Annotated in this window: 17 protein-coding genes, 1 tRNA gene, 1 other RNA gene and 1 other annotated feature; of the genes, 17 read left to right on the top strand and 2 right to left on the bottom strand. The window is 56.0% G+C overall.

The genetic code is table 11. The features are described from left to right. Positions 1–37: 37 nt before the first annotated feature. From recG to rnpB, 11 genes are all read left to right on the top strand, one after another. Positions 38–2,074: an ATP-dependent DNA helicase RecG gene (gene recG / locus ACTNC3_RS02285; RefSeq protein WP_441226327.1), complete on the top strand. Its 2,037-nt coding sequence runs from the start codon at positions 38–40 to the stop codon at positions 2,072–2,074. A 139-nt stretch (positions 2,075–2,213) separates the two neighbouring features. Further along, the gene (rsmD, locus tag ACTNC3_RS02280) at positions 2,214–2,771 is read left to right on the top strand and encodes a 16S rRNA (guanine(966)-N(2))-methyltransferase RsmD (protein ID WP_410043965.1); all 558 of its coding nucleotides are present in this window, start codon (positions 2,214–2,216) and stop codon (positions 2,769–2,771) included. 73 nt (positions 2,772–2,844) lie between these two features. Further along, positions 2,845–3,345: a pantetheine-phosphate adenylyltransferase gene (coaD, locus tag ACTNC3_RS02275; RefSeq protein ID WP_410043966.1), complete on the top strand. Its 501-nt coding sequence runs from the start codon at positions 2,845–2,847 to the stop codon at positions 3,343–3,345. Continuing rightward, a complete protein-coding gene (locus tag ACTNC3_RS02270; RefSeq protein WP_441226326.1) occupies positions 3,332–3,955 on the top strand; it encodes a vacuolar family H+-ATPase subunit H in 624 nt (207 codons plus the stop codon). Before coaD ends, ACTNC3_RS02270 begins: the two co-directional genes overlap by 14 nt. A gap of 187 nt (positions 3,956–4,142) precedes the next feature. Beyond that, positions 4,143–4,216, top strand: a tRNA-Pro gene (locus tag ACTNC3_RS02265). Positions 4,217–4,368: 152 nt separating this feature from the next. Further along, positions 4,369–5,427 carry a deoxyguanosinetriphosphate triphosphohydrolase gene (locus tag ACTNC3_RS02260; protein ID WP_410043968.1) on the top strand — a complete coding sequence of 353 codons (1,059 nt, stop codon included), beginning with the start codon at positions 4,369–4,371 and terminating at the stop codon, positions 5,425–5,427. 18 nt (positions 5,428–5,445) lie between these two features. Then, entirely contained in the window at positions 5,446–7,212 is a 1,767-nt protein-coding gene (gene dnaG, locus ACTNC3_RS02255) for a DNA primase (protein ID WP_441226325.1), read from the top strand. A 157-nt stretch (positions 7,213–7,369) separates the two neighbouring features. Beyond that, positions 7,370–8,053 (top strand): tRNA (adenine(22)-N(1))-methyltransferase, encoded by a 684-nt coding sequence (locus ACTNC3_RS02250; protein ID WP_441226324.1) that lies wholly within the window; start codon positions 7,370–7,372, stop codon positions 8,051–8,053. Next, on the top strand, positions 8,050–8,907 hold the full coding sequence (locus ACTNC3_RS02245) for a Nif3-like dinuclear metal center hexameric protein (protein ID WP_441226323.1): 858 nt from the start codon (positions 8,050–8,052) through the stop codon (positions 8,905–8,907). The genes ACTNC3_RS02250 and ACTNC3_RS02245 overlap by 4 nt, the downstream gene beginning before the upstream one ends. A 12-nt stretch (positions 8,908–8,919) precedes the next feature. Beyond that, entirely contained in the window at positions 8,920–10,575 is a 1,656-nt protein-coding gene (locus ACTNC3_RS02240; RefSeq protein ID WP_441226322.1) for a nucleoside kinase, read from the top strand. 65 nt (positions 10,576–10,640) lie between these two features. Next, positions 10,641–10,987: RNase P RNA component class A (gene rnpB, locus ACTNC3_RS02235), an RNA gene on the top strand. A 62-nt stretch (positions 10,988–11,049) separates the two neighbouring features. Here the strand turns inward: rnpB and uxaC are convergent. Together uxaC and ACTNC3_RS02225 are read right to left on the bottom strand one after the other, a co-directional pair. Continuing rightward, entirely contained in the window at positions 11,050–12,477 is a 1,428-nt protein-coding gene (uxaC, locus tag ACTNC3_RS02230; protein ID WP_441226321.1) for a glucuronate isomerase, read from the bottom strand. A gap of 243 nt (positions 12,478–12,720) precedes the next feature. Then, positions 12,721–13,749: a LacI family DNA-binding transcriptional regulator gene (locus tag ACTNC3_RS02225; RefSeq protein WP_441226320.1), complete on the bottom strand. Its 1,029-nt coding sequence runs from the start codon at positions 13,747–13,749 to the stop codon at positions 12,721–12,723. 171 nt (positions 13,750–13,920) lie between these two features. On the opposite strand from ACTNC3_RS02225, the gene ACTNC3_RS02220 reads away from it, so the two are divergent. The 6 genes from ACTNC3_RS02220 to aroA all read left to right on the top strand — a co-directional run bounded on the left by ACTNC3_RS02220 (position 13,921) and on the right by aroA (position 21,046). Next, positions 13,921–14,952 carry a sugar kinase gene (locus ACTNC3_RS02220; RefSeq protein ID WP_441226319.1) on the top strand — a complete coding sequence of 344 codons (1,032 nt, stop codon included), beginning with the start codon at positions 13,921–13,923 and terminating at the stop codon, positions 14,950–14,952. Positions 14,953–15,305: 353 nt separating this feature from the next. Next, positions 15,306–15,540 (top strand) — a binding site (T-box leader). A gap of 162 nt (positions 15,541–15,702) precedes the next feature. Then, positions 15,703–16,821 (top strand): ABC transporter substrate-binding protein, encoded by a 1,119-nt coding sequence (locus ACTNC3_RS02215; RefSeq protein ID WP_441226318.1) that lies wholly within the window; start codon positions 15,703–15,705, stop codon positions 16,819–16,821. Between the two features lie 424 nt (positions 16,822–17,245). Next, a complete protein-coding gene (locus tag ACTNC3_RS02210) occupies positions 17,246–18,190 on the top strand; it encodes an ABC transporter permease (protein WP_441226317.1) in 945 nt (314 codons plus the stop codon). Between the two features lies 1 nt (position 18,191). Further along, entirely contained in the window at positions 18,192–19,007 is an 816-nt protein-coding gene (locus ACTNC3_RS02205) for an ABC transporter ATP-binding protein (RefSeq protein ID WP_410043072.1), read from the top strand. 72 nt (positions 19,008–19,079) lie between these two features. Beyond that, positions 19,080–19,718, top strand: coding sequence for an AAA family ATPase (locus ACTNC3_RS02200; RefSeq protein WP_410043071.1), 639 nt, complete (start codon positions 19,080–19,082; stop codon positions 19,716–19,718). After that, positions 19,718–21,046 (top strand): 3-phosphoshikimate 1-carboxyvinyltransferase, encoded by a 1,329-nt coding sequence (gene aroA / locus ACTNC3_RS02195; protein WP_410043070.1) that lies wholly within the window; start codon positions 19,718–19,720, stop codon positions 21,044–21,046. The genes ACTNC3_RS02200 and aroA overlap by 1 nt, the downstream gene beginning before the upstream one ends. The last annotated feature ends 84 nt before the right edge of the window (positions 21,047–21,130 follow it).

Below are 21,130 nucleotides of genomic sequence, written 5' to 3'. Positions count from 1 at the left end.
CTCCTGAGGAAACTCAGGGGCTCTTTTATATAGAAACATGGAACTTACAGAACTGAAGGGCATCGGCCCGAAAACAGAAAAGCTGTTTCAGAAGCTGGGGATTCGGACCGTAGAGGACCTCGTCTACTACTTCCCGCACACCTATCTGAGCTTCCCGAAGACGCAGGTGGTGGGGAGTCTCGTCGATGGCGAGCAGCAGGCGGTCATGGGCATGCTCGAGAAGGATGCGACGGTGGTGCATCTCCACGGTCTCCTTATGACGACGGCCTATGTCCGAGATCTCTCGGGAAAGCTGCGTCTCTGCTGGTTCAATGCCGCCTTTCTAAAGAGTACACTGCGGGCCGGTACGGTCCTGGTCTTCCTCGGGAAGGTCACGAGCTTCAAGGGACAGAAGACGATGCAGCAGCCCCGGATCTTTCGACCGGAGGAATACGAAGCGAAGCCAGGCACCCTGGAGCCGGTCTATGGGCAGACGAAGGGGCTCTCGAATACGGCGATTCTGAAGGCGGTGCGGCAGGCGATGGACGTGTCGGTGTTCCGTCCGGATTTCGTCCCGGAGAGCATACGCTGTAACCGGACCCTGATGGATATGCGGACGGCGGTCCGGGCAATGCATTTTCCGGAGAGCGTGACGCAGTTCGAAGCGGCCCGAAAACGCCTTGCGTTTAACGAGCTGTTCCTCTTTTCTCTGGCGCTGGCGGAGAAGAAGGCGCATCACGCAGCGGAACGCTCGCGCTTCGTGATCGAGGCGCATCCGGAGGTAGCGGCGCTGGTAGAGAAGCTGCTGTTTCAGCTCACCGAAGGGCAGAAGGCGGCCGTGCAGGACATCACGGCGGATCTCCGGTCTGGCTTCGTGATGAACCGCCTCGTGCAGGGAGATGTCGGCTCCGGAAAGACCATCGTCGCCTTTCTCGCGATGCTGGAGACGGCGCTCAGCGGCTACCAGGCGGCACTGATGGCGCCGACGGAGATTCTCGCGGAGCAGCATTTTGCGAAGATGAAGGCGATGATCGAGGAGCATGCGCTCGCGCTTCGACCGGTGCTCGTGACCGGTTCGATGACGGCGAAGGAGCGGAAAACGCTCTATACACGCATCGCCACCCACGATGCGGATCTCATCATCGGCACCCATGCCCTGTTCCAGGAGAAGGTCGTCTATGACCAGCTCGCACTCGTGATCACGGATGAGCAGCACCGCTTCGGCGTGAATCAGCGGCAGGAGCTGTCAGAAAAGGGCCAGCGACCGCATACACTCGTGATGTCGGCGACCCCGATTCCGCGGACGCTCGCTATGCTCGTCTATGCGGATATGCAGGTGAGCCTGATCCGGGAGAAGCCGGCGGATCGTCTCCCGATCCGGAACGCGGTGGTCGATGAGAATTATCGAAAGAATGCGTATAAATTCATCTACGAGGAGATCCGGAAGGGACGTCAGGCCTACATCATCTGTCCGATGGTGGAGCCGAACGATATGCTCGATCTCGAGAATGTATCGGATTATGTGCAAAAGATCCGTAAAATTTTCCCAAAAGAAGTGAAGATCGGGAAACTCCATGGTAAGATGAAGCCGGCAGAAAAAGAAGACATCATGGCACGCTTTCTCGCGCACGAGATCGACCTCCTCGTGTCGACGACCGTCGTCGAGGTCGGGGTCGATGTGCCGAATGCGACGGTGATGATGGTGGAGAATGCAGAGCGCTTCGGACTGGCGCAGCTTCACCAGCTGCGCGGACGAGTCGGACGCTCGGAGCATCAGAGCTTCTGCATCTTCGTCGATACGCAGAACTCGGAGAAGTCGAAGCAGCGACTGCAGATCCTCGCCCACTCAAACGACGGCTTCGACATCGCAGAGCAGGATCTCCGGCTTCGGGGACCGGGTGACATCTTCGGTGTCCGTCAGTCGGGTGCCCTGGATTTCGCCATCGCAGACATCTATGAGGATGGCGCGCTCCTCCGGGAAGCTTCAGAGGATGCAGCCTTCGTACTGAAGACGGATGCGGAGCTTACGCTTCCGGAGCATGGGGAGCTGAAAAAAGCGCTTGATCGCTTCCTCGCGAAGAGCTGTACACTATGAGATTCCCGCGTCTGTCAGGCGCAGAATGACGGACTCGAGCAGATGACAGAGATCAGACGGTGGCATCAGCCTTTGACAGGGATGCCGATGCATCCTTATATTAAGAAGAAAACTGAAGTGTTATAGAAAGAGAGCAGAGATGAGAGTAATTGCAGGAACCGCACGGAGCCTTCAGCTGAAGACCGTAGATTCGATGGATACACGTCCGACCCAGGACCGTATCAAGGAAACCCTTTTTAATATTTTACAGTTCGAGGTCCAGGGTATCGACTTCCTCGATCTCTTCGCAGGCTCCGGCGGCATCGGCATCGAGGCGATCTCCCGTGGTGCCCGTCGTGCGGTCTTCGTCGATAATGCACCGAAGTCGATCCGCTGCATCGAGGAGAACCTCACGCACTGTAAGTTCACCGAGGAGGGTGTGGTGATCGCCTCCGACTATATGTCGGCGCTGAACCGCCTCCGGAACGCAGGCTACCACTTCAGCGTGGTCTTCATGGACCCGCCATATAATCACGGCTTCGAGCGGAAGGCGATGGACATCCTCCACGATATGGATTATGTCGATGAGCATACGCTGTTCATCATCGAGGCGGATCTCAACGATGATCTGACGGATGACATCGAGGCACTCGGCTACACGCTCGTACGTGAAAAGCTGTATAAGACGAACAAGCACGTTTTCTTCCGTAAAAAGTAAGAAAAACTTCGGAAGATCGGACTTGTCAAGCGACGAAAAAGGCATAAGATAATAGCCTGGAGAGAAGAACAGTATGAAAATCGGAATCTATCCTGGATCCTTTGATCCGGTGACTTTCGGTCATCTTGACATCATCGAGCGCGGCGCGAAAATCGTCGATAAGCTCATCGTAGGCGTGCTTACAAACAACGCGAAAACGCCGTTGTTTTCAAGTGAAGAACGTGTTAGAATGATTAATAATTTGACGAAACATCTCGACAATGTCGAGGCGAAGGCCTTCGATGGCCTGACGGTCGACTTCGCACATGCGGAGGGCGCTACCGTGATCGTCAGAGGACTCCGTGCCGTGACGGATTTCGAGTACGAGCTTCAGCTCGCACAGACGAATAAGGTCATCGCGCCGGATATCGATACGATCTTTCTAACAACAAATCTGAAGTATTCCTATCTCAGCTCCAGCACCGTAAAGGAAATCGCAAGCTTCGGCGGCGATATCCATGAATTCGTGTCACCTGAGATACAGGATAGAATGAAGGGAAAATTTAAGGCGGTTAAGAAACATGAGCAGAATTGAGCAGTTAATCGGTGAGATTGAGGAGTACATTGACAGCTGTAAGTATCAGCCACTGTCGAATTCGAAGATCCTTGTAAATAAAGAGGAGATGGAGGAGCTTCTGGTCGAGCTTCGCCTCCGTGTTCCGGATGAGATCAAGAAGTACCAGAAGATCATTTCCCAGCAGGATGCGATCCTTGCAGATGCGAAGAATCAGGCAGAGAGCATGATTCAGGATGCAAAGCAGCAGACCGAGGAGATGGTATCTGAGAACGAGATCATGCAGCAGGCCTACACGAAGGCAAACGAGCTCGTACAGCAGGCACAGGCGCAGGCAGATCAGATCCTCGCAAATGCGACCGCTGAGTCCAACAACATGAAGCTGAACGCCATCCAGTACACAGACTCCATCCTCGCCTCCATCGAGACCCTGATGAGCCACTCGATGGTCGAGCAGCAGTCGAGATACCAGGCGCTCATGGAAAACATGCAGCAGACCTACGATGTCGTCGTCAGCAATCGTCGTGAGCTGAACACGGCAGTTTATCAGCCGGAGCCACAGCAGGAGACCGCGGAGCAGCAGCCGGCAGCGTCGGCGCCAGCGGCATCTGCGCAGGATGATGCACAGTAAGTGATGTGATGCACAGGTCGTGGAGTGAACACTCCACGACCTTTTCCGTACGGATGAGATGGAGTTATCGTTCAGGCAGCCGGGACCCGAAAAAAGTTTCAAATTAATGCTTGACACTCACCCGTCTGTCTGATATTATCTTACCTGTTGCTGAGGCAGACACAACACAGCAACGAAAACAACTTATCGATGCGTGGCTCAGCTTGGTAGAGCGCTGCGTTCGGGACGCAGAGGTCGCTGGTTCGAATCCAGTCGCATCGACTACCCTTGGGACTGACTCGTAAGCATGGCTTACGGGTTTTTCTTTTTGTGTAATCATACATACAGGACGGAATGTTCATTGATTCAGCTCTCTGAAAATGATATTCTAAGAGCAAACAATCATTCGGCTGTTGCAACAGATCGGAGGCAAGATGAGCTGTATCAGAGAAGAACTGGAAGCGCTGGAGCGGGAGACCCTGTCGCCGTATGCGGCACTCTCCTCGGAATCGCAGGGGAGAGACCGGGCGGAGGAGCCGGACGACATACGCCCGTGCTTCGAGCGTGATCGTGACCGTATCATCCACTGTAAGGCCTTCCGCCGCCTCAAGCATAAGACGCAGGTTTTCATCGCACCGGAGGGAGACCACTACCGTACGCGTCTCACCCATACCCTGGAGGTCAGTCAGATCGCCCGGACCTTCGGTAAGGCACTCCGTCTCAACGAGGACCTCATCGAGGCGATCGCCCTCGGCCATGATCTCGGCCATACCCCGTTCGGGCACAGCGGCGAGCATGTGCTGAACAGCCTCTGTCACGAGGGCTTCTCCCATGTCGAGCAGAGCGTGCGCGTCGTCGAGGTGCTGGAAAAAAATGGCCAGGGCCTCAATCTCACGAAGGAGGTGCGCGACGGCATCCTGAACCACCGCACCTCGGGTCATCCGAACACCCTCGAGGGTCAGGCGGTCCGCTTCGCGGATAAGATCGCCTACATCAACCACGACATCGACGACTCGATCCGCGCGGGCCTCATCCGGGAGGAGGAGATCCCGTCGGAGATCAGCGACATCCTGGGGCACTCGGTGAAGGAACGCTTAAGCGTCCTGATCCATGACGTGATCTATCAGTCGAAGGGACAGCCGCTGCTTACGATGTCGGCACCGGTCGAGCATGCGATGCAGTCGCTTCGGGAGTGGATGTTCACGCATGTCTATATCGGCGGTGAGGCGAAGCAGGAGGAGGTCAAGGTTCGACGCATGATGACGCTGCTGTTCCAGTATTATATGGAGCACCCGGACTCGATGACCGAGGAGTTCATCACCATGCTCGAATCGAATCTCGCGAAGATCGCGTCGGATGATCCGGAGAAGGAGCTCAAGCGTCAGATCGCGCGCGAGCGCTCCGTCTGCGATTATATCGCCGGCATGACGGACGATTACTGTATCTATAAATTTAAGGAGTATTTTGTGCCGGTCGGCTGGCAGAAGTTTTAGAAGAACTGGAGAATCCTCTTGTATTATCCTGAAGAAGTCATAGAAGAAGTAAGATCACGGGCCGATATCGTGGACGTGGTCGGTAAGGTCGTCCATCTGAAAAAGATGGGCGCCAATTATTTCGGGCTCTGCCCGTTTCATGGAGAGAAGACGCCCTCCTTTTCCGTGAATCAGTCGAAGCAGATTTTCTACTGCTTCGGATGCGGAAAGGGCGGCGATGTCGTGAAGTTCACGATGGAGTATGAGAACCTCACCTTCCTGGAGGCGGTGCGGAAGCTCGCCGACGAAGAGGGCTATCAGCTTCCGGAGGGAAATGTCAGCAGTGAGGAGCGGCAGAGCCGTGACCTCCGGACGAAGCTTCTCGAGATCAATAAAAAGGCGGCTGTCTACTTTTACGATGCGCTCCGGAAGCCGGTCGGACAGCTCGGTATGAACTACTTCCGGAAGCGTCAGCTGAGTGACGAAACGCTCCGAGTATGGGGACTCGGCTATGCCGACCAGACCCGGGACGGACTCTATCGCTATCTCCGCCAGTGCGGCTATGAGGACGCGATCCTCCGGGAGTCCGGTCTCGTGAACTTCTCCGAGCGCGGCGCGTACGATAAGTTCTTTAATCGTGTCATCTTCCCGATCATGGATGTTAACAGCCGTGTCATCGGCTTCGGTGGCCGTGTGATGGGCGAGGGTGAGCCGAAGTACCTGAACAGTCCGGAGACCCGTCTCTTCGACAAGTCAAGAAACCTCTTCGGTCTCTGCTATGCGAAGAAGTCGCGGAAGAAGTATTTCATCCTCTGTGAGGGCTATATGGACGTCATCTCGATGCACCAGGCCGGCTTCACAAATGCGGTCGCTTCGCTCGGTACGGCGCTCACGGAAGAGCAGTGCCGCCTTCTCAGGCGCTATGTCGGTGAGATCCTTCTCACCTATGATTCGGATGGTGCCGGCATCAAGGCCGCGAAGCGCGCGATGCCGATGCTGAAGGCGGTCGGGATCCAGAGTAAGGTCATCAGCATGAAGCCATACAAGGACCCGGACGAGTTCATCAAGGCGAAGGGACAGGAAGCTTTTCAGGAGCGCATCGACCAGGCACAGAACAGCTTTCTATGGCTCATCGATGTGATGAAGCTCGACTACGACCTCAAGGACCCGGCAGGCATGACAGCGTATACAAATGCCGCCGCGGAGAAGCTGAGCGAGATCCAGGAGGCCATCGAGCGGGAGAATTATATCCAGGCTGTGGCCCGCGAGCAGATGATCGACGTGAATGCCCTGCGTCGCCTCGTAAATACGATGGGCGAGCAGCGGGCGCGCCGGAACTCCCCGCTGAACGAGAAGATGTATCAGTCCACGAGCTTCATGCCGCGGACGAACCCGAAGAAGAAGGTAGAGACGGCGCTTCAGAAGTCGGAGAAGCAGCTCGTCACCTGGCTCAGTGAAAAGCCGGAGCTCATACCGACGGTCCAGAAGTACATCCAGCCGGCGGACATCAGTGATGAAACCGTCCGCACGGTACTGGAGCTCGTCTACCAGCAGCAGCCGGTCAATACGATCCTCGATCGTTTCCGTGAGGATGAGGAGGCGTATGAGAAGGTCGCCGCGATGTTTAACGGGAATCTACTGCCGGAGGATGTCGACGAGCGCGAGTTCAAGCGCGGGCTCGAGGATGTGATTCGGAATGTCAAGATGAGCTCGCTGAATACGAAAATCGCGAATGAGACGGATCCTCGTCAGCTGTCGGAGCTCTTCCGGCAACAGTCGGCGCTTCAGGGTATGCACATCGACTGAGTATATGGGCGAGGCTGCATCAAACTCGCCTGCGGAACTGTCTTGATGAAATAGGCTGGTACAGGACAGCAGAAGCATTTCGATGAAACAGGACATAGCTGGTCTGCAGAAGGATCCCGATGCATAGAACGATCAGGCTATATACAGGAGGAACGAATTGGAAAAGCAGTTTCAGCTTCCGAAAAGACTGGAAACCATCATAGAGCGGATGCCGGACTCCGGCTGCCTCGCGGATATCGGCTGTGATCATGCCTATGTCGCGATCGAGGCGGTACGGCGTGGGAGAGCGGCACGCGCCCTCGCCTGTGACGTACGGAAGGGTCCGCTGCAGCAGGCAGCGGAGCATATTCTCTGCGCAGGACTCGCCGGAAAGATCGAGACCCGCCTCTCAGACGGCCTCGAGAAGGTCGCGCCGGGGGAGGCCGACACCGTCGTCGTCGCGGGTATGGGCGGACCGCTGATGGAGCGCATCCTGCAGGGACGGCTCAGGGACTTCGCGCACTTCGTTCTGTCACCACAGTCGGAGATCCCGCACTTCCGCCACTTCCTTCTCGCAGAGGGCATGCAGATCGACGAAGAAACGATGCTCATCGATGAGGGAAAGTATTATGTCATACTTAACGTATCGAAGTGTGCAGACGCGGCGTCCTCCGACTCGATGTATGTCACGGAGGAGGACTTCCTTTATGGTGGCCGTCTGCTCCGCCGGCTGGATCCGGTTTTAAAAAGCTTTCTGGAAAAGGAAAAAACGAGATATGAGGGCATCCTCAGACAGACCGATTCGCTGGAGGTACGTACCGCATATCAGCATTGTATGAACGCACTGGAGGCATATCGATGAACACAGTATCTATGATTACAGAAAAGCTCGAGCAGCTCGCGCCGAAGGCAGCCGCCTGCGACTGGGATAACCCGGGGCTGCTGGTCGGTCGTTCGGACCGGGAGGTCAGCCGCATCTATGTCGCACTGGATGCCACCTGCACGGTCGTCGATGCCGCGATCGATGCCGGCAGCGATCTGATCGTGACCCATCACCCGATCATCTTCCGTGGCGTGAAGTCCATCAATGATCAGTCAGCACTGGGGCTCAAGCTTCTGGATCTCATACGGAATGACGTTTCTGTCTTTTCGATGCACACGAACTTCGATTCCTGCCCGGGCGGCATGGCGGACATCGTCTGTGCGGCCCTGGGACTTCGGAAGACGGGCCTGATGGAGCCGACGGGATTTCTTCCGAAGGACACGCAGAACGGCGCAGCAGAGGGTCTTCAGCTGCGTGTCGTGGAAACAGAGCGCGATGTGAATCCAGATGCCTATGGCATCGGCTTCACGGCAGAGCTGCCGGAGCTGCTGAGCGCTGCAGAGCTCGCGGCCCGTGTGAAGGCGTGCTTCGGACTGCCGTTTGTTCAGTACTATGATGCCGGTATGCCGATCCGGCGCATCGCCTGCTGTCCGGGTTCTGGACGCGGCGAGCTGAAGGAGGTACTTAGCCTCGGGGTTGACGCCTTCCTGAGCGGCGATATGGGCCACCACGAGGGCCTCGACCTCTGTGAGGAGGGCATCAGTCTTCTCGACGCTGGCCACTACGGCCTCGAGCATATCTTCGTGCACTACATCGCCGAGTTTCTGCGGGCAGAGTTCCCGGAGGCAGAGATCATCGAGGAGGAGCTGCACTTCCCGGCGCAGATTGTCTGAGGAGGAAAGTACATGACGATTACAGTTCAGGGGAAGACCTGCGAATATCCAGCGGGCACGACATTTTATGAGATCGCGATGCAGCATCAGGCGGAGATCCCGCAAGAGATCCTGCTGGCAAAGCTCGGTACGAAGCTCTACGAGCTTCATAAGCATGTACCGGAGAGGGGCGGGGAGATCAGTTTCATCACCGGCGCAGACAAGGAAGGGCACATGGCCTACCAGCGCTCGGCGATCTTTATGATGCTGAAGGCCTTTTATCACCTCTGTGCCGATGTGAAGGATTTCGGCGTCGTGGTCGACTATACCCTCGGCGGTGGCTTCTACTGTTATCTTCGTGGCGGGGTCGAGGTGACGGAGGCACTGCTCGCTCAGGTGAAGCAGACCATGGAAGCGTACCGGGATCAGAAGATTCCGATCATGAAGAGGAGTGTGCAGACCGACGAAGCGATCCGGATGTTCCGTGAGGTCGGGATGACGAGCAAGGAGCGTCTGTTCCACTATCGTATGACGAGCCGGGTCAATATCTACAGCCTCGGAAATTTCTTCGATTACTTCTATGGCTATATGGTGATGGATACCAGCTACATCCGGGCCTTCGACCTCGTACCGTACGGCAGCGGCTTCGTACTGATGCTGCCGACGATGCGGGATCCGGAGCATGTAGCGCGCTTCGTGCCGCTGGATAAGCTCTATAAGGTCCAGAAGGAATCCGCGGCCTGGGCGAACTCCATCGACTGCGGCAATGTCGCCGCGCTGAATGACTGCATCGTCCAGGGTGGCACCGATGAGCTCATCCTGATGCAGGAGGCGATCTTCGAGAAGACGATCGGCAACGTCGCGATGGAGATCGCGAAGCGGAATAAGAAGTTCGTCATGATCGCCGGCCCGTCGAGCTCCGGCAAGACGACCTTTTCACGTCGTCTCAGCATACAGCTCATGGCCCTCGGCCTGCATCCGCACCCGATCACCGTCGATAATTACTTCCGTGATCGCGAGCTCGCCCCGATCGGCCCGGATGGAAAGAAGGATTTCGAGTCCATAAAGTGTGTCGACATCGAGCAGTTCAGTGAGGATATGCTGAAGCTCCTCGCAGGCGAGACGGTGCAGCTGCCAGTCTACAATTTTATAACCGGAAAGCGCGAGTACCGCGGCCACTTCTGTAAGCTCGGCGAGAACGACGTCCTCGTCATCGAAGGCATCCACTGCCTGAATGACGAGATGTCGAAGCAGCTTCCGGTGGACGCACGCTTCAAGATCTATATCTCCGCCCTGACCCAGATCAATGTCGACGACCACAACCGCATACCGACGGCGGATGGCCGTCTCCTCCGCCGCATCGTGCGTGATAACCGCACCCGTGGCTACAGCGCGAAGGATACCATCACCATGTGGGACAGCGTACGCCGAGGAGAGGATAAGAACATCTTCCCGTTCCAGGAGACTGCGGATGTGATGGTGAACTCCAGCATGATCTATGAGCTTCCAGTGCTGAAGCTCTTCGCAGCACCCCTCCTGTTCCAGATCCGGCCGGAAGAGCCGGAGTATCAGGAGGCGAAGCGCCTGCTCAAGTTCCTCGACTACTTCCTCCCGATCAGCCCGGAGCTGATCCCGAAGAACTCCATCATACGGGAATTCATCGGCGGCAGCTGCCTCGACGTCGGCTGAACTGTATGCCCCAAGGAGCCCGCGGGTGCTTGACGGCGCGGGATTCCTGAGGTAAAATGTGGTGTCGAGTATCGGATGTGGTCGCTGCCAGCGTAGGGAAACCGGCTGGGAGAGGAAAGTCCGGGCTTCACAGAGCAGGATGCCTGCTAACGGCAGGTTGCGGTGACGCACAGGAAAGTGTAACAGAGAGTAGACCGCCGGCTTCGACCGGTAAGGGTGCAAGGGCAGTGTAAGAGACTACCGCGGGCCTGGTGACAGGAACGGCATTATAAACCCCATCTGAAGAAAGACCAAACAGGAAGCATAGGGTGGCTCGTCCGCTTCCGGGTAGGTTGATGGAGGCGTATGGCAACATACGTCCTAGATAGATGACCACTTGATACATAACCCGGCTTATTACGATGCTCGACATTTCAGAAAAACAAAACGGGAACCTGTCCTCAGAGAGGACAGGTTCCCGTTTTTTAAAATTTATTAGCACTGCTCGAGATCGAAGCCGAAGTACTTCACAGCGTTGTTAAAGGAGATACCCTTTACGATTTCGGTCAGGGCCTTCTTGTCGTACGGATACTCACCGTTCTCTACCCACTGTCCGATCAGCTCGCAGAGAATACGACGGAAGTAGTCGTGACGAGCGTAGGAGAGGAAGGAGCGGGAGTCGGTCAGCATACCGTTGAAGTTTCCGAGTGCGGAAAGGTTAGCCATGTTGACCATCTGGTCGATCATGCCCTGCTTGTGATCGTTGAACCACCATGCAGCACCCTGGGTTATTCTGTTCTTTACAGGTGCCTTGCAGAAGCAGCCGGCGATGGTATTGATCGTGGTGTTATCGCAAGGGTTCAGTGAGTAGAGGATGGTCTTCGGAATCTCATCCGTCGCACTGAGGGCGTTGAAGAACTTCGCGAGCTGATCGGCCGGAGCGTAGTTGTCGACGGAGTCGAAGCCGGTATCCGGGCCGAGCTTTGCGAACATGTCGGCGTTGTTATCACGTACGCAGCCGTAGTGGATCTGCATGACCATGTCACGCTTGTTGTACTCCTTTGCAAGGAAGAGAAGCATCGCGGTCTTGTACTTGGCAGCCTCTTCTACCGTCACGGCCTCGCCGTTCATCGCCTTCTTCAGGATCGCATCGAGCTCGGACTTCTCAGCCGGAGCGTATGCAACGTAACGAACACCGTGGTCGGTGACAGAGCAGCCCATGGACTGGAAGAAATCGAGACGGTCAGCGACTGCCTTCTCGAGGGAAGCCATATCGGTGATGGTGATACCGGATCTCTCCGCGAGCTTTGCGATGTATGGTGCGAAGGTCGGGAGCTCGATGTTGTTCAGCTTGTCCGGTCTCCATGCAGGAAGAACCTTTACGTCGAAGCTTGCGTCGTCCTTGAGCTTCTGATGCCACTCGAGGGTATCGATCGGGTCATCGGTGGTGCAGATGAGCTTTACGTTCGACTGCTTGATGATGTTCCGTACGGACATGGATGGATCATGGAGCTTCTCGTTGCAGAGGTTCCATACTTCCTCAGCGGTGTCGCCGTTCAGGTAGCCCTCGTAGCCGAAGTACTTACGAAGCTCGAGGTGAGACCAGTGGTAGAGCGGGTTACCGATGAGCTTCGGAAGGGTCTCTGCCCACATCTGGAACTTCTCGCGGTCCGGCTTATCTCCGGTGATGTACTCCTCCGGTACGCCGTTGACACGCATCTGTCTCCACTTGTAGTGGTCACCGATTGGTGGCTTTCCGAGCCATACCTGGAAGATGTTATCGTAGCTCTTATCGGTTGCGATATCCTTCGGATCGATATGACAGTGGTAATCGAGTATCGGTGCCTTCTCTGCGATCTCGTGATAGAGCTCCTTCGCTACATCGGTCGAGAGCAGGAAGTCCTTGTCCATAAATGGTTTCATAGCTTTACCTCCATGAGTTTGTGGTATCTGCCGAGCGGTCCGTGCATTTCGCTCCGGGGACAGCGACAGATAGGGATAAATATATATGCAACGCCTTACGGCATTGTCTTCAGTGCAGGTGTCGGACGGTCAATGCATACGAGTGTTCGCTTGTGACCCTCCGACGTTTCAGTGGCCTCGTCTGGTGCCGCTGTCAGCGTGATGATCGGTGACAGGGCAGGAGAGGCTGCAGGCCTCCGGTCGTCAGAAACGTGTGGTTTCACGCGTGACGAGGCGCGTCGCAATGACGGTCTTCTTCGGGATCTCCGTCTCGAGCGGCTCGCCCTGCGCATCCTCCGCCGGATTCAGAAGCGTCATCAGATGCTGGCAGGTTTTCTGGCAGAGCTCCTTCAGCATCGCGTCGACACTGGTCAGCTCCGGAGAGGAGGCCACCGCGAGGGTGGAGTCGTTCCAGCTGACGATCTGGAGATCCTCCGGGATCCGAAGGCCCATGCGTCGCGCGAACTTGACGGCACCGACACCGGAGGTGTCGGAGGAGCCGAGGATGGCGTCGAAGGCTTCCTCTTCGTAGGCTTCCTTCAGAAGCTGCGCCATCTCGTCGAAGCGGCGGTGGCCATGTACGGTGCGGAGTGCGTCCTGTGGGAGTCCGAGCTCCGCGATGCCCTGGTGCAGCCCGGCCAGCTTCTGTGTGCCGGAGTAGCTGACGCTCGAGTAGACATAGACGAACTTCCGTGCGCCGGTGTCATAGAGCTGGTGGAGCGCGTTTCGCATACCGCCCTGCTCGTCGCAGACGGTGCAGTAGATGTTCTCGCCCTCGAGATAACCGTTCAGAATCATGACCGGATGCTCCCGGGCACCCTCGATGATGTAGGCATTGTCCTCCGGATTCGGCTCGATAAACTGTGAACCGACGAGGATGAAGGCGTCGACCTGACGGGATTTCAGGAGCTCGAAGCTCGCCTTCTTATTCTCGAGCTCGAAGCCGGTGCAGCAGAGGATGGAATTATAGCCCTGGCTGCGCAGCTCGGTCTCGAGGAAGTTGATGGCACTCGCAAGGTACATATCGGTCGGGTCGGAGCACATGATGCCGATGGTCTTCATGGAACCGCGCCCGAGACCACGTGCATACGCGTTTGGTGTGTAGCCGTACTGGTCGATGACATCGAGCACCTTTTTACGGGTCTTCTCGGAGACGTTTTCCGCGCCGTTGATGACACGGGAGACGGAAGCGATGGAAACCCCGGCTACTTTCGAGATATCGTAAATATTCATACTGTTTCCTTCTTTGACGCTTCGCATGAAGAACGGTTACCAGGAAATGAGCTCTTTCGTGTAAGCGTTTACATTTTCCTTGATTATAACGAAAGAATGGTATAAAATCAATGCATTATATGCATTATCGACAATTTCGGAAGCATTTTCCGAGGCATGGGAGGCATGAATATGAATTTTCCGGATAGACCCTTTGATCTTGTAACCATGGGACAGCTGCTGCTTCGACTTTCGCCACCAGGAAACGAGCGTATCGCCCGTTCAGACGTGTTCGAGAAGAACGTCGGCGGTGCAGAGCTGAACGTAGCGGTAGGCGCCGCACTGCTCGGCCTTCATACCGGTATCATCTCGAAGCTTCCGGCACATGACCTCGGTCAGTTTATGAAGGGTACCATCCGAAGCTACGGCGTATCGGATGACTTCTTCATCTACGATCAGTCAGAGGATGCCAGAGTCGGCGTGTACTACTATGAGTATGGCGCATACCCGCGTAAGCCGCAGGTCATCTATGATCGCCGGAACTCGAGCTTCTTCTCCCTGAGTCTCGATGAGATCGATCCAGAGGTGTATAAGAGCACGAAGTGCTTCCATACGTCGGGGATCACCCTGGCACTGTCTCCACAGCTTCGTGAGACGACCATCGAGGCGATCAAGCGCTTCAAGGAAAATGGCGCGCTGATTTCCTTCGACGTGAACTTCCGTGGGAACCTCTGGAGTGGAGATGAAGCACGTGAGACGATTCTGAAGATTCTTCCGTATGTGGATGTTTTCTTCTGCTCCGAGTCGACGGCACAGCTTACCTTCCTGAAGACCGGAAGCTGCCGGGAGATGATCAAGAGCTTCACCGAGGAGTTCCCGATCAAGGCTGTATTTGCGACGCAGCGCACGGTACACAGCCCGAAGAGCCACGATTTCGGCTCCCTTGCCTACTGTGCAGAGCGTGACGCCTACTTCGAGGAGCCGACGTACGAGAACATCGATGTCGTCGATCGGATCGGATCCGGTGATGCGTATATTTCTGGTGCGCTCTATGGACTGATTCACTCAAACGGTGATGTTCAGGAGGCAGTGAAGTATGGTAATGCGACCTCCGCGATGAAGAATACCATCCCGGGCGATCTGCCGCAGAGCTCACTGAAGGAGATCGAGTCGGTTATCCGCGATCACTATTCCACTGGCTTCCACAGCGAGATGGATCGCTGACAGAACGTAACAGTTCATGCAGACAGGGTCCCCGGAGGGGCTACAACGGAGGCACAGTACTCCAAAACCGGTTCAATCTAAGCCGGGGACCCTAAGCGGCACTAGGCCCTCTGCAATCACTGAGTTTTCTTTGTGAAAACTCAGCGTTGCAGAGGGTGCTAAGGAAAAAATACTCCAAGTGCCGCTAAGGGGACCCGGCTTGATTTCACACGGTTTCTACGTATGGCCTCCGTTGTAGCCCCTCTGGGGACCCTGCCTGAGCTGGTACGACAGAACATCTGATATAAAATTTAATTATGGATCGGGTGTTGACGATTCGGATTTAACGTGTTAAAGTACAGTCAATCGAATAAAACAAACCGATGACAGAGAGAAGTAGTTCATCCTGAATGTCAAAGAGAGCCGTCGATGATGAGAATACGGTACAGGATAGATGAGTGAATGGACTCTGGAGGGCGCTCCGAAAGGGATCGAGTAGGAAGCGACGGGTTCTGCACCGTTATCAGGCAGCACATATGCTGGTATGTGAAAAGTGACCGAAAGGTAAGATGAGTGGTACCACGGATTATGGATTAATTCGCCTCATGCAGAGAGAAATCTCCGCATGGGGCTTTTTTAGTACGAATCCATGAGAGGGCCACCCCGGAGGGGTGGAGAGGCTCGGGGATTTTCCGTGATACATCATATTTCGATCAGCTCCAGTTGAACATCTACAGAGGGCGAGCGCCCGACATCATGGAGGTAAATATTATGAAGAAGCAGTTTATGGCAGCGACGATGGCAGCATTGATGGCAGCGACACTGGGGGCATGTGGTTCTTCCACTACACCGGCCGCGACGACGGCTGCGGAGACGAAGGCGGAGACCACTGAAGCTGCAGCAGATACAGCAGCTGCTACCGAGGCAGCCGAAGAAGCGGGAAAGGAATATAAGGTCGGTATCGTTCAGTTCATGGATCATCCGTCCCTCAATCAGATCGAGGAGAACGTGGAGAAGGAGCTGGATAAGATTTCCGAGGAGAAGGGCGTGAACTTTAATTATAAGGATTACACCTTCAACGGTCAGGGCGACGCAACGGTACTGAACCAGATCGCGAGTCAGCTGATTTCGGATGATGTAGACATCATCATCCCGATTGCAACTCCGTCAGCACAGGTTGTACAGTCCGCAGTGGAAGGACAGGATATCCCGGTGGTATTCTCCGCCGTATCGGATCCGGTATCTGCGAAGCTGGTCGCGTCCATGGATGCGCCGGGCGCCAACATTACCGGAACCTCGGATGCGCTGAACACGAACGCGATCATGGATCTCATGCTGGCCGTGAATCCGGATACAGATTATGTCGGACTTCTGTACTCCAACTCGGAGGACTCCTCGAAGCAGCCGATCGAGGATGCGAAGAAGTACCTCGATGGAAAGGGCATCAAGTACATCGAGAAGACCGGTACGAAGACCGATGAGGTACAGGCAGCCGCCGATGCACTCGTCGCAGAGGGCGTGGATGCGGTATTTACACCGACCGACAACACGATCCAGCAGGCAGAGCTCGGTATCTATGAGAAGTTCCTCGAGGCGGGGATCCCGCACTACGCAGGCGCGGATTCCTTCGCACTGAACGGTGCCTTCATGGGCTATGGTGTCGATTATTCGAATCTCGGTGTCGCAACCGCAGACACCGTAGCGGAGATCCTCCTCGACGGTAAGGATACGGCAAGTCTCGCGGTCAAGACCTTCGATAATGGTATCGCGACCATCAACACCGACAGCTGCGAGGCACTGGGCCTTTCCCTCGATACCGTGAAGTCCGAGATCCAGGATCTCTGCACACAGATCGTCGAGACGAAGACCGAGAAGGAATTTGCAAACTAAATTGTAACAGTTCAGGCAGGCAGGGCACCCGGTGGGGCGGCAACGGAGGCCATACGTAGAGACCGTGTGAAATCAAGCCGGGTCCCCTTAGCGGCACTTGGTACATATCCATGCGCCTTTGGCGCGTGGATGCCCCCGGGCGGCGAGGCCGTTTTGCCACCTTGGTGGCAAAATCAAACGACGATGCCCGCGCCGTAGGCGCATCTGATGGCATCGTCTCTTTGGTGTTATCTCTCCCAGGAACCCTCTGCAACGCTGAGTTTTCATAAAGGAAACTCAGTGATTGCAGAGGGCCTAGTGCCGCTTAGGGTCCCCGGTTTAGATTGAACCGGTCTCGGAGTACTGTGCCTCCGTTGCCGCCCCTCTGGGTCCCCTGCCTGAACTGTTACACTAAATTAAAACTTTTTTTAGGAGGTATGAACCCTTGACTGGTTTTCTCACAGCGGGCATCATCCGCACGGCACTGGAGGTAGGTCTCGTCTACTCACTGGTGGCGCTTTCACTGTTTATCAGCTATTCCATCCTGAATATCTGTGATCTCTCGACCGACGGCTGCTACACCCTCGGCTGCGCGGTGGGCGCGGTCGTGACGATCGCAGGTCATCCCTTCCTCGCGATTTTCGCGGCGATGGCAGCGGGTGTCTGCTCGGGCTTCGTAACGGCGTTTCTGCAGACGAAGCTCGGTGTCGAGAGCATCCTCGCGGGGATCATCGTGAACACGGGCCTGTATACCGTGAATCTGGCCGTCATGGGCTTCAGCTCAAACGTCTCTATCTTCGGCACGGACACGATCTTCACGCTCTTCGGAAAGCTGAGCAGCAGTAAGGCCTTCGCGAGCTGGAGCAAGCTGATCCTCCTTGCGGCGATCGTCCTCGTGGTCTGCCTGCTGATCCGCTGGTTCCTGAGCACGACCCTCGGTCTCTCGATTCGTGCGACGGGTGACAGCCCGGCGATGGTCCGTGCATCCTCCATCAACCCGGCGTTCACGATCACGGTCGGTCTCTGTGTGGCCAATGCCATCACCGGTCTTTCTGGATGCCTCATCGCGCAGTACAACAAAACCTGTGACATCAATCTCGGAACCGGTATGGTCACGATCGCCCTCGCGTCCCTCGTCATCGGCGAAACCCTCTTCGGAAAGCGGAAGATGATGGCGCGGATCCTCGGTATGGTCGTGGGCTCCTGCCTCTACCGCTTCATCATTTCCGTCGCGCTGCGTCTCAATGTTCCGACTGAGGCCTTCAAGCTGGTGTCGGCGGTGATCGTCGCGGTGGCGATCACTGCACCGCGTGCGAAGGAGCTCGTCGCATTCAAGCATAAGCAGCTGAACGCGATCCGTGAACGTAAGTCCATGCAGGGAGGTAGATGAGATGCTGAAAATCGAACATATCTTTAAGACCTTCAATGCAGGCACCGTCAATGAAAAGCGTGCCATCTCGGATCTGTGCCTCACCCTCGAGGATGGGGATTTTGCCACCATCGTCGGTTCGAACGGCGCCGGCAAGTCAACGCTGTTCAATGCCATCGCCGGAACCTTCTACACGGACTCCGGCTATATCGAACTCGACGGGGAGGACATCACCTTCGTTCCGGAACATGTCCGCAGCCGCTATATCGGACGCCTCTTTCAGGATCCGCTGATGGGCACGGCACCCCACATGACGATCGAGGAGAACCTCTCGGTGGCCTATCTTCGGGCCAGCGAGCATAAGAAGGGACTCTTCAGCTATGTGACGAAGAAGGACCGCGAAGCCTTCCGGGAGCAGCTGTCGCTCCTCGACATGGGACTTGAGGACCGGATGAGCCAGCCGGTGGGACTGCTGTCCGGCGGTCAGCGCCAGGCGCTGACCCTGCTGATGGCCACCATGGTCACGCCGAAGATTCTTATGCTCGATGAGCATACGGCGGCTCTCGACCCGTCGACGGCGAAGAAGGTGCTGGAGCTCACGAAGAAGATTGTGAAGGAGAGGAACATCAGCTGCCTCATGGTCACCCACAACATGAACCAGGCGCTGGAGCTCGGGAACCGGACACTGATGATGAACAGCGGAAACATTGTCTTCGATGTACGTGGCGAGGAAAGAGCGAGCATGAGTGTCAACGATCTCCTCGAGCGTTTCGCCGAGGGTGCCGGTAAGGAGATGAACAACGACCGTATCCTCCTTTCGACGAAGGAAGGTATCTGATACATATTGTAACGCGGGTTTCAAATGGTATATAATTATAGTATCAACAGGTAATCACATCAGGAGGCAACTATGATTAAGAAGCAATTCGTCATTACGATCGGCAGACAGTATGGTTCCGGCGGACGCCTCGTAGGTAAGCGTCTCGCGGAGGATCTCGGCATTCATTTTTATGATGATGATATTCTGAAGCTCACCTCGGAGAAGACCGCGATCGGTGAGCAGTATTTCCGTATGGCAGACGAGAAGGCCGGACGGAACTTCCTGTTTAAGGCCCTGTACGGTCTGAAGCCGGACATCGGGAAGCCGAACACCCAGGAGAATATCGTTTCTCCGGAGAATCTGTTTCGCTTCCAGGCAGAGGTGATCCGTGATATCGCCTCGAAGGAGAGCTGCATCATCGCCGGACGCTGCAGTAATTACATCCTGACCGAGGCGGATATGGAGAACCATGTCGATTTCTTCGTCTATGCAGATCTTGTAACCCGTACGAAGCGCGTCATGGACTACGATAAGGTCAACGAAGAGGAGGCCCTCCGTCGCATCCGTAAGATCGATAAGGAACGGAAGGACTACCATAAGTACTACACCGGTGAGGACTGGATGCAGCCGGATAATTATGATCTGATGATCAACGCGAGCCGCATCGACTTCGACGAGATGGAAGTCCTGATGAAGAACTACATGACGATGAGAGGATTTATCGACTGATGAAGAAAACCATACATGCAGCACAGCATCCCCTGAAGGGGAGCCTGACGGTGCCGGGAGACAAGAGCATTTCGCATCGTGCCGTCATGCTGGGTGCCCTCAGCGAGGGTGACACCCACGTGAGCGGTTTCCTGAATGGTGCGGACTGTCTATCGACGATTGACTGCTTCCGACATATGGGTATCGCCATCGAGCTTGACCAGCGTGAGACCGAGGTCGTGATTCACGGCCGCGGTCTTCGTGGTTTACAGAAGCCGGATGGAATGCTCGACTGCGGAAACTCGGGTACCACGACGAGACTTATTTCCGGCATCCTGGCCGCGCAGGACTTCGATTCCGAGCTGACGGGAGATGAGAGCATACAGAAGCGCCCGATGAAGCGCATCATGATCCCGCTTCAGGCGATGGGGGCGGATATCCGCTCGATTCGAGAGAACGGCTGTGCACCGCTCGCGATCCACGGGCAGAAGCTGCACGGGATCCGCTACAACTCCCCGGTTGCCAGTGCCCAGGTGAAGTCCTCGATCCTGTTCGCCGGCCTCTACGCGGAGCGTCCGACCACGGTGATCGAGCCGGCCCTGTCCCGAGACCACAGTGAGCGCATGCTGCGTGCGCTGGGGGCGGATGTCTCCACCCGGCTGCTTCCGGATGGACGGGCGGAGATCACGCTGCAGCCGGGTGCGAAGCTCGCTGCGCTGCCGGAGACACTGGAGGTACCGGGTGATATCTCCTCGGCAGCCTACTTCATCTCGGCGGCGCTGCTCGTGCCGGGCTCGGATGTGCTCATTCGAAACGTTGGCATCAACGAAACGCGTGCGGGTATCCTCGATGCCTATGCTGCGATGGGTGCGGACATCACACTGGAGAATCGTCGTCTCGCCGGCTTCGAGGACGTCGCAGATCTCCATGTCCGCTACAGTGCCTCGCTGCACGGCACCGAAATTTCTGGTGCGATGATCCCACGTCTCATCGATGAGCTCCCGGTCATCGCCGCGGTCGCCGCGGGTGCGGACGGTCGCACGGTCTTCCGTGATGCGCAGGAGCTGAAGGTAAAGGAGTCAAACCGCATCGCTGTGATGGTCGAGGGCCTGCGTGCGCTTGGTATCTCTGCAGAGGAGACGGAAGACGGCATGATCATCGAGGGACGGGGCAGTGACCTTCGTGTTGGCTCCGGCACCATCGACACGCATAAGGACCACCGCATCGCGATGACCTTCGCGGTCCTCGCCCTCGCCGGTGATGAGCGCACCGCCGTCGAGCTCCTCGACGCGGACTGCATCAATATTTCATATCCGACGTTCTACGACGACCTGAAGGATCTGCTGTGACGAACATCGAGCCCCTCCGGGGGCTCGAAAAAAATATAAAAAAGTAGTTGACTTTCGGGAGGGTGACTGTTATAGTAATCGAGT

It is taken from the genome of Oribacterium sp. HCP3S3_B9 (assembly GCF_052064255.1).
Classification (GTDB): Bacteria; Bacillota; Clostridia; order Lachnospirales; family Lachnospiraceae; genus Oribacterium.
The sequence above is the reverse complement of the archived record's forward strand: the minus strand, read 5'-3'. Positions and strand labels throughout refer to the sequence as shown.